Origin of the sequence: Rheinheimera sp., from assembly GCF_020217005.1 — a bacterium.
Lineage (GTDB): Bacteria > Pseudomonadota > Gammaproteobacteria > Enterobacterales > Alteromonadaceae > Pararheinheimera.
In genome coordinates, this window is the sequence record NZ_JAIWOI010000219.1 from 1 (window position 1) to 10,000 (window position 10,000).

Below are 10,000 nucleotides of genomic sequence, written 5' to 3' on the forward strand. Positions count from 1 at the left end.
GTAAAAGCGCATAACAAAAGCGGCCAGTAAAGCCACTAAGCCTGGGATCACAGACACCATCAGTAAAATGCCCATTTGTGAGCCCGCACTTTGTTCGGCATTAGCCACATAACCTATCAGTGCCAATAACCAGCCAATCACTGCTGAGGCGATAGCACCACCGAGTTTTTGTGAAAAGGTCGCAGCGGAAAAAGTCATGGCTGTGGCACGGCGGCCAGTGCGCCATTCGTTGTAATCTGCAGTGTCGGCGTACATAGAAAAAGCCAAAGGCGATTTAGGCCCCAATACAAAACCTATAGCCAGATTGATGGCAAAAATTAAACCCACCTGATCGGCTGGTACAAAAAACAGGCTGATCGAAAACAAGCCGGCCAGGCTCATCAGCAGCATCATCAGCGGCTTTTTATCCATAAACTTAGTCATTAAAGGTGTAGAGGCTGCACCTAAAGCCAAAGCAAACATATAAGAAGATAAAAACTCGCCAACCAGCTCAGGCCGCATTACATAGTATTTAAAGTAGTAAGTACCACTGCTGGCGCGCATGGTGATCGTAATCATAATGATCAGCGCCAAACTAAACAGCACCAGCCAGGGCTTGTTGTTTTTTAAATCCTTTAAATCCTGCAGCACAGCGCTGTTGTTTTCGCTGACGGGTTGAATACGTTCTTTGGTGCTGGCAAAAGTGAATAAAAACAGCAAAGCGGCCGCTATACCAAAGACGCCCATGGTCAGCTGCCAGCCCAGAATTTCATCGCCCTGGCCTAAAATCACCACCAGCTTAGGGGTTAAATAAGTCACCAGAATACCGCCGGTAAAACCGCCGATAAAACGGAAGCTGACCAAAGTGGTTCTGTCCTGACTGTTACGGGTCATCACACCAGATAAAGCGGAGTAAGGAATATTAATGGCGGTGTAGGTCAGCATCAGCAAGCTGTAGGTGCAATAGGCCCACACCAGTTTGCCACCTGGTCCTAAGTCTGGCGTGCTATAGGTTAATACACCAGCACCAGCTAAAGGCAAAGCCAGCCAAAGCAAATAAGGTCTGAATTTACCCATCCGGGTTTTTGTTCTGTCTGCTATCGCGCCCATCATAGGGTCGGTAAAAGCGTCGATGATTTTGGTGATCAGCATCATGGTGCCAGCGGCTGCCGCTGAAATACCAAATACATCAGTGTAAAAAATTAATAAAAAGGCGGAGATATTGGCCCAATAGAAGTTAAAGCCCATATCACCCACGCCATAGCCGAGTTTTTCACTCAGCTTGAGCCTGTCTTGAGGTACCGCAGTTTCTGTTGTCACTTTGTCACCCTGTCATTGTTCTGTTTTGATTATTTGAATTGTTCAGCCATGTGGCAGCTTGCAATGGCTGGTTGATGTTCAGTTGTTATAGCTTTTGTTCTGTTTTCACCAGCACCTGGAGCATCAGTTCCTGGACACTTTGACTAATATCCAGACACAACACGTCAACTTCCTGCTCAACCGATTCCATAGTGGCCAACTGGCTTTGCAGCATAGACACCGGCATAAAATGGTTTTGTCGCTGCGCCAGTCGTTCAGCCAACAACTCTGCGCTGCCTTGTAAATAAACAAACTGCGGATTGGCTGCAGCCTGGCGGATTCGCTCCCTATGTTTGCGGATTAAACCCGAATAACTCAGCACGGCAGACTGTTGTTTGGCGGCGCATTCTTGTAAAGCTGTACATAAAAGTCCCACCCACTGATCGCGCATTTCGCTGGTAATAGGAGTGCCTGACGCCATCATTTGTTTGGCTTCAGGGCTATGAAAGTCATCCCCTTCGAGATAACGCCAACCCAGTTGCTCCGCCAGGCGAAAAGCCAGCGTCGATTTACCGCTTCCCGCCACCCCCATAATGATCAGACTTTGGCTTTTTACTGTATTACTTGCCTGCTTCTGAGCTGTTAGATCCTGTTGCATCAGATACGATCACACCTGCCATAAAAATGTGGCCTCAGCTTAATTCAGATAAAATGATAGCGCAACCATTTTGACTCAAACTGAGCTTTCAGTTATTGTTTTTTAAAAATAAAGAGAATGCTGCAATGAACAAAAAACCTAACCTGAAAGATGTGGCAAAAGTTGCTGGTGTCAGTGCGATCACTGTGTCCCGGGTATTAAGTAATCCTGACAAAGTCTCAGAAAAACTGCGGGCCAAAGTTGAACAGGCTGTGCATGAAATTGGTTATATCCGTAACCATGCGGCCAGTGCTTTAGCATCCCGTCGCTCCGGTGTGATAGCGGTTATCATTCCATCATTATCTAACATAGTTTTTAATGATGTATTGCAGGGTATTTATAGCGCTGTGAAACAACATCATTTGCAGGTGGTATTAGGGGATTGCCATTATTCGCCGCTGGAAGAAGAAAAACTGATTGCCACGTTACTCAGTCAGTCGCCTGAAGGTTTTATTCTGACAGGCACAGATCAAACAGACTACGCCCGCAAGCTGTTGAAGCAATCCGGTATTCCTATAGTGCAGTTGATGGAACTCAGCGACTGCCCTATTGATATGAATATAGGCTTTTCGCACTTTAATGCAGGTGTGGATATTACCAACCACCTACTGCAAAAAGGTTATCGTAAACTGGGCTTTTTAGGCGCCCGCATGGATACCCGTACTCAGCAACGTTTAGCTGGCTTTAAAAAAGCCATAGCGGACTTTAAGCAGCCTTGTCAGAGTTATGTGGTCACCACCACTCAGTCTTCTTCGATACGTTTAGGTGGCCAGTTATTACAAGCGGTGATGGCAGAATCTCAAGGCCAGTGTGACGCTGTGTTCTGCTGTAACGACGATTTGGCGTTGGGGGCTTTGTTTGAAACCAAAAGAATGAATCTGAAGGTGCCTTCTGACATTGCCATTTGTGGTTTTAACGATTTAGAAGCTTCGGCTTTAGTAGAGCCAGCTATTACCAGCGTGGCGTCACCCCGTTTTGAAATGGGCCAGCAAGCAGTTGAATTGCTGATGACAGCCTCAGGAGAGGATAAAACCCATAAGCCACCAATTGATATCGGCTATCGCATAGTAGAACGAGCTTCGACTTAGTTTCCCCTGACCCGAATTAGTTTGCCCGCATGACTTTGGAGATAGTTTCAGACATATTTTTCACGCCTCATGTGTTTATGCAGATAAAAAAGTACCAGCCGAAGCTGGTACTGACACCCTCAATTACCGGGAGGACCAGACCTCGCACAAGCCTGGGAGACAAGGGTAAAGCTTAATCTTCGCTTCGTTGTTGAAGTAGTAACTTTGTTAATCGGTCACAGATCCAAAAATCCATTTGAATCAAAGAGGGGCGCCCCTTAAGGTCGCCCCTACTGCATCAATTATTCGAAAGCTACGTTAAAACGCACACCAAAGGTACGAGGTGCTTGCCACATGAAGTTAGGAACAGCGTCACCGTGAGTACGGCCTTGATCGCTCTTAATATCACGGTCAGTCACGTTGTTGACGAATGCTTCTGCAGACCAGCTACCTTCTGAAGGTTCAAAAGTAAGACTTAAATCCACTTTGGTGTAGGCATCCTGACGGTCGATATCAGCAGCGAAAGGCAGGTTTTTAAAACCAGCAGGTCTGTCACCACGGTTGGCCGGATCAAACCATACTTCACTGGTGTAACCGACACGAACTCTTGGTTTCAACGTAGCACCGCCTTCCAGACCGACAAAATGTTCGTAGTTCACAGAAGCAGAAAACTCTGGCGCCATTACTAAATGGTTGCCACTGAAATCCAGCAGGTTAGGCAAAGCAGGGTTACCTGCTGATGGGTTAAAAGCTAAACCATCACGGCCATATTTAGAATCAGTGGTCAGGAACTCGTCGTAAGTTGCATCCAGAATAGAAACTGAGCCACTTAACTCACCATTATCAATCACTAACCAGCGGCCTTCTAATTCCAGACCATTGATCGTAGCTTTACCTGCGTTGGTTTTACGCAGTAGGTCAGCGCCTGTGTTGGTGACTACGTTGCTGGTGACCTGTAAGTCGGTGTACTCAGTGCTGAACAGCGCAGCAAAAACTTGCAAAGTACCGTCCAGGAATAAACCTTTCATACCCAGTTCGATACTGGTGTTTTCCTCAGGCGCTACATAAGCAGCTGTGCCCGCAGCTTCGTTATTGTTTGCAGCAATAATGGCTTCCAGATCTTTTTGCGTAAATGGACCTGTACCAGTGTATTTATTACCATCCTGGATAGTGCCGGACTTAAAGCCTGTAGCGTAGGAGCTGTAGAACATCACGTCATCTGTCATGTCCCATTCCAGACGCGCCATACCTGTGGTTTTGCTCCATTCAGGGCTGGTGTCGTTGTAGGTATCTACCCAACATTGGCCAGGTTGCACCAGGTTTTTATTTGGGCCAAGACCGTTCAGGATGCCATCCGGATCCATGTAACCAACATGATCCTGATTTGGATCCATCACTTCAGTACGTTTTACATCAGGACACATGATGTTACGGCCACCTTTATCCCAACGTTTATCGTTGGTGTAACGTAAGCCGGCACTCAAGCGCCAGTCGTCTGTCAGTTTGTAGGTGGATTGAGCATAAATACTGTTGGACTCTAAACCACGGTCCGGCTGACGGTAAGTAGACCATAAGTTTTTGTTTGGTGTTGTGCCACCTTCGTAGTCGACATCAGGGTGCACTATGTCAAAAATAGTGCTGTTGTTCTCTTTGAAGTAGAAGTAACCCACCATCCACTGCAAACGTTCAGCATCATCGTTTTTGAACTGTAATTCGTGTTGTGTTGCTTCGTGATCACACTCTACACAACCACCCCATTCGTACTTGGTCAGGCTCCAGGTTCTGTCCCAGACTGAAACACGGGAGGTGTCAGTGTAGCCACCTATGTAAGCCAGTTGCTGACCTGAATCGAAGTTGTAGTTTATTCTGGTGCGGAAGCTATCGCTGCTGGCATCATTAAAACCAGGTTCTTGCACATAAGAGCTACGATCGGATCCACCACTGATGGTTGGGATATTACCAGTGCCATTGTCGGTAAAGTTTTCGTAGGAGAAGGTTAAATCAAACTTGTCAGACGGCTGGTAAAAAGCGCTGAAACGCGCAGCGGCCAGATCGGTTGAACCGTATTTTTCACCCATGGCTGAACCTGGCAGGAAATCAACTACGCCTTCAGATTGGTCCATAGCAGCAGCAACACGTACGGCTAAAGTGTCACTTAATGGAATATTGACCATGGCGCGGGTGGCACGACGGTCATAGTTACCTAAAGTGATTTCAGCGTTGGCATCAAAACCATCGAGACGGGCTTTAGCAGTGTGTAAGTTCACTACACCACCTGTAGCGTTACGGCCAAATAAAGTGCCTTGCGGGCCACGTAAAATCTCTGCGCCTTCTAAGTCAAACATCAAAGCTGAAGCGCCCTGAGAGCGGGCTGAATAAATACCATCAATGTGGAAAGCAACGGCAGGGTCGCCGCTTTCAGTCTGGTCAGAAGAGCCAATACCACGCACATACACCATAGGGGTATTTTGAGTGCCGTTTTGCGCTATTTGTAAGCTAGGTACTATGCCCTGTAAATCATCTAGCTGCGCCACATGGTTTTCGTCCAGAGTTTTCTGGTCAAAGGCTGTTACAGCTAAAGGAGTCTCACGTAAGGTGGTCACCCTTTTGGTCGCACTGATTTGAATCACTTCAATAGCACGGCCTTCATCATCCTTGCCATCGCTGGTTTTTGCGGTTTCAGCGACTTGCGCAACCACACCAAAAGCACTGCAGAGTGCCAGTGTAGTCAGTAAATACGACGGTTTTAATTTTAAGACTTTCACGTTAATCCCCTATCCTGTCTTGGACGTTCTGGTTAGCATGACAGCGCTAACACCTGTTGATTTTTCTTATTTGATATCAGTTCAAGCTATAAGAACCCAAAGCGCACCCTTAAAAATAAGCTGCTACAAGTAATTTCTTTTGCCTGTTTTTCATACCAAGGCTGAGCCTGGCCGATAAATTAGCCGCAGACAAATGATTGCGCAACCATTATTTAGATCTTTTTTGTGAAAACAAGATAGGTTCCGGATCTTTTACGACAGAATACAAGCTAGTGAGAAGCTGAATTAATAAGCGGTTTTTGTATTTATTTTAGCCGGAGTGATGAAGTAAATGCAGATATTGTATAAATGATAGCGCTATCAGTTATTGCGGGTCAGAGCAAAATTAAAGCTGCTGGCTTAATTTTACTCTGACCCGCATTAGTTATTTCTTTTGCAGGAAGGCTTTATCCAAAGCCAGGAAAACGACAGGAGTTGTCAGCAAAGTTAATATCTGGCTAAAAGCCAACCCGCCCACTACTGCCACACCTAAAGGCACCCGTAGTTCAGCACCTGTACCAAAACCCATCATTAAAGGCACAGCCCCTAAAATAGCAGCCAGTGTTGTCATCATAATAGGACGGAACCGCACCAGACAGGCCTGATGTATGGCCTCTTTGGCCGACATGCCTTGTTCCCGCTGGGCTTGCAGTGCAAAGTCGACCATCAGTATGCCGTTTTTCTTCACTATGCCTATCAGCAGAATAATGCCTATCAGCGCCATAATGGAGAAATCCAGTTGCCAGGCCCAGAGCAACAAAATGGCGCCTATAGCGGCTGAGGGCAAGGTAGATAAAATAGTCAAAGGGTGAACAAAACTCTCATACAGCACACCCAAAATGATATAGACAGCTAACAAGGCCGTGAAAATCAGCAAAGGCTGAGTCGCCAGCGAGTCCTGAAAAGCCTGAGCAGCGCCCTGAAATGAACCAGACACTGATGTTGGCATTTGTAATTCTGTGCGCGCTTGTTCCAGTGCATTCACAGCGTCACCTAAAGCTACACCTGAGGCCAGGTTAAAAGACAAATTTGCTGCAGGTTGCATACCATTGTGCGCTATCACCACTGGACCACTGGTCGCTGGTAAAATCTTCGCAAATGCCAACAAAGGCACCATTTCGCCAGTAGTAGGAGAGCGCAAGTGGAAATAGTTTAAACTTTCTGCTGTGCCACGCTGCTCCGGATCTAACTCCAGTATCACGTTATATTGGTTTGTTTCCGTCTGGTACTCATTAATCTGGCGCTGACCAAAGGCATCATATAAGGCTTGGTCCAAATCTGCGGCGGCAAAACCAAGACGCGCAGCTTCCTGTCGGTCCAGCTCCAACTTGATAATATTGGCGTCCCACTGCAAATCGTTGGATAAATCGGTGAACATCGGATTTTGCCGCAATTTGGCTGTAAGCGCCTGAGTCCAGGTGGCCAGCTCCTCACTGCTTAAAGCTTTGAGCACATAGCTATATTGAGCCCGACCAGGCCCTGCGCCTAAGTTGATATCCTGAGCAGCCCGTAAAAACACCTGAAAACCCGGAATTTGGGCAAACTGTGGTCTTAATCTGTCAATAATTTCACTGGCACTGGCGTCCCGGTCGTCCGGATCATTTAATACAATCCAGACCCGGCCTGAACCTGTGGAGTTATTTCCGCCGACCAAATGGTTAAAACCAGTGATATCCGGATCCTTTTTCAGGATAGCCTCCATTTGTTTGTGTTTGGCTACCATATCCTCATATGAGATGTCAGAAGCGGCCTGAGTGATGCCGATAACAAAACCCGTGTCCTGTAATGGGAAAAAGCCTTTGGGTATAGCCATAAAACTGGCGACACTGCCTGCAACCGTCAGGAAAAATACGCCAAGCATTATCTTCTGATGGTCCAAAGCCCAACTTAAGACTTTGTCATAACGTTTTACTAAGAGGTCAAAGAAGCCCGGCTGATTTGGGTCATGGGCAGGCGCTTTATCCATAAAAAGCGAGGCTAAAGTCGGGGCCAGAGTTAAACACACCACTACTGAAATCAAAATGGCAGCTGTGGCCGTCAGTGAAAACTCTAAAAACAGCTTGCCGATAATGCCCCCCATAAACAGCAGAGGTATGAAAGCCGCCACTAAAGACACGCTGATGGAGACCACAGTAAAACCAATTTCCTGTGCACCTTTGAGTGCTGCCATGCGTTTGGATTCACCCGCCTCTAAATGCCTGTGTATGTTTTCGATCACCACTATGGCGTCGTCGACAATAAAACCTACCGCTATCACAATAGCCACCAAGGTAAGGTTATTAAGGCTAAAACCTGCCAGGTACATAAAAGCGCAGGTACCAATCAGCGACACACCAAGCACAGCAGAGACTATCAGGGTGGCAGACCACTGGCGTAGAAACGCCGCCATCACCGCGATTACCAGCATGACGGCTATGGCCAGCGTCAGCTCTACTTCGTGCAAAGAAGAGCGGATAGTCCGGGTCCTGTCGTTAAATACTTCGACTTTGACGTCAGCGGGTAAAGCTGCTGTCAGTTGTGGCAAAGCTGCTCTGATCCGATCCGCAGTGGCCACTATATTGGCGCCTGGCTGGCGACGAATAATCAACGCCACACCGGACTCGCCATTGGGCCAAATTTGTACAAAATCGTTTTCAGCACCCAGTTTCACAGTGGCCACATCACGCAGATACACAGGGGCGCTGTCGTTGTAGCTGACAATCAGATTGGCATATTCATCAGCAGAAAAAATCTGATCATTCACACTGAGTGTGGACACCCTGTTATCACCAAACAAAGCGCCTTTTGGCAAGTTGACGCTGGCGCGTTGCACTGCAGTGCGAATATCTGCCAGCGTAATACCAGCAGCAGCCAGAACTTCGGGTTTTGCCTGAATACGAATGGCAGGTTTTTGCTGACCTCCAATGAACACTTCCCCTACACCGTTAATCTGACTCATTTGACGGGCCAGCACAGTTTCAGCCAGGTCACTGATTTTTGTGCGGGATAAGGTTTCAGAAGTCACGCCTATGATTAAAATAGGACTATCTGCCGGATTCACTTTGCGCCAGGTGGGTAAATTCGGCATATCGGGTAAACGGCCGGCGGCCTGATTCAATGCGGCCTGAACTTCCTGCGCCGCGCTGTCGATATCTTTTTCCAGCACAAATTGCAGTGTAATCTCCACCGAGCCTAATGCACTGCTGGATGTCATTTCGGTAATGCCAGGCACTGAACTTAAAGCTACTTCTAAAGGCGTGGCTACTGAGGACGCCATGGTCTCAGCACTGGCTCCCGGCAAGCGGGCGTTGACCTGGATGGTAGGGAAATCCGCTTCTGGCAAAGGAGCTATGGATAAACGGGGAAAAGCCAATACTCCTAATAGCACCAGAGCAAAGGTCAATAATACTGTGCCTATAGGGTGATCCATACACCAGGCAAATACACTGCGGCTATTCATGCTTTATTGCCCCGCAGTTGCTGTCTGAGGAGGAGTAGTCTGAATTTTCAACTCAGCACCTTTTCGCAGCCGGCTTTGCCCGTCCACTATCACCTGCTGACCTGCGTTTATGCCTGTGACTACCACCTGATCATTATCCTGCAACACCACATCTACAGCCGCGGTAGCCGCTTTACCTTGTTCGTCAAACCAGACAAAAGCGCCTTCAGGCCCTTGTTGCAGCGCTTTAGCCGGAATAGTTAAAGCCTTTTCCAGCACCTTGCTTTGTAAGGCAATCACCACAGACTGACTGGGCCACAACGCCGCATCGGGGTTGGAAAAATCAGCTTTGACTCTGATAGTTCCAGTCGCAGCAGCGACTCTGTTGTCCACAACTGTAAGTTTGCCCTGGGCTAAAGGCTCCGCACCTTCTTTTAAAAAAGCCAACACTGGCACAGTTTGTTTATGTTGAATTTGTTGGGTTAACAGCTGCAACTCTGGCAAACGTGATTGCGGCAAGGCAATTTCAATACTGATAGGGTCAAGCTGTACTACAGAAAATAAACTGGTGGCATCACTGGTTCTTACATAGTTGCCTGCATCCACATTGCGGATCCCCACCCGGCCTGTAATAGGTGACAGTATTTGGGTGTAAGACAATTCCACCTGCTGCGCATTAATTGTGGCCTGTACGCTGCGAAGTTCAGCCTGCAGTTGCTGCACTGTGGCTTGTTGC

General features: G+C 47.5%; 6 protein-coding genes. 1 reads left to right on the plus strand and 5 read right to left on the minus strand.

Annotated features, from left to right (window positions below):
• Nucleotides 1-1,299 (minus strand): MFS transporter (locus LDL40_RS10755; RefSeq protein WP_300995351.1); only part of this gene is annotated, 1,299 nt, incomplete at its 3' end.
• An 85-nt stretch (nt 1,300-1,384) separates the two neighbouring features.
• A complete protein-coding gene (locus tag LDL40_RS10760; RefSeq protein WP_300995353.1) occupies nt 1,385-1,936 on the minus strand; it encodes a gluconokinase, GntK/IdnK-type in 552 nt (183 codons plus the stop codon).
• Nucleotides 1,937-2,061: 125 nt separating this feature from the next.
• Here LDL40_RS10760 and LDL40_RS10765 point away from each other — a divergent pair, with 125 nt between their 5' ends.
• The gene (locus tag LDL40_RS10765) at nt 2,062-3,063 is read left to right on the plus strand and encodes a LacI family DNA-binding transcriptional regulator (protein WP_300995355.1); all 1,002 of its coding nucleotides are present in this window, start codon (nt 2,062-2,064) and stop codon (nt 3,061-3,063) included.
• A gap of 281 nt (nt 3,064-3,344) precedes the next feature.
• Here LDL40_RS10765 and LDL40_RS10770 read toward each other — a convergent pair whose 3' ends face one another.
• From LDL40_RS10770 to LDL40_RS10780, 3 genes are all read right to left on the minus strand, one after another.
• Nucleotides 3,345-5,807 (minus strand): TonB-dependent receptor, encoded by a 2,463-nt coding sequence (locus tag LDL40_RS10770; protein WP_300995356.1) that lies wholly within the window; start codon nt 5,805-5,807, stop codon nt 3,345-3,347.
• A gap of 424 nt (nt 5,808-6,231) precedes the next feature.
• The gene (locus LDL40_RS10775; RefSeq protein WP_300995357.1) at nt 6,232-9,285 is read right to left on the minus strand and encodes a multidrug efflux RND transporter permease subunit; all 3,054 of its coding nucleotides are present in this window, start codon (nt 9,283-9,285) and stop codon (nt 6,232-6,234) included.
• A gap of 3 nt (nt 9,286-9,288) precedes the next feature.
• Nucleotides 9,289-10,000: efflux RND transporter periplasmic adaptor subunit (locus tag LDL40_RS10780; RefSeq protein ID WP_300995358.1), on the minus strand; the 712-nt coding region annotated here is incomplete at its 5' end.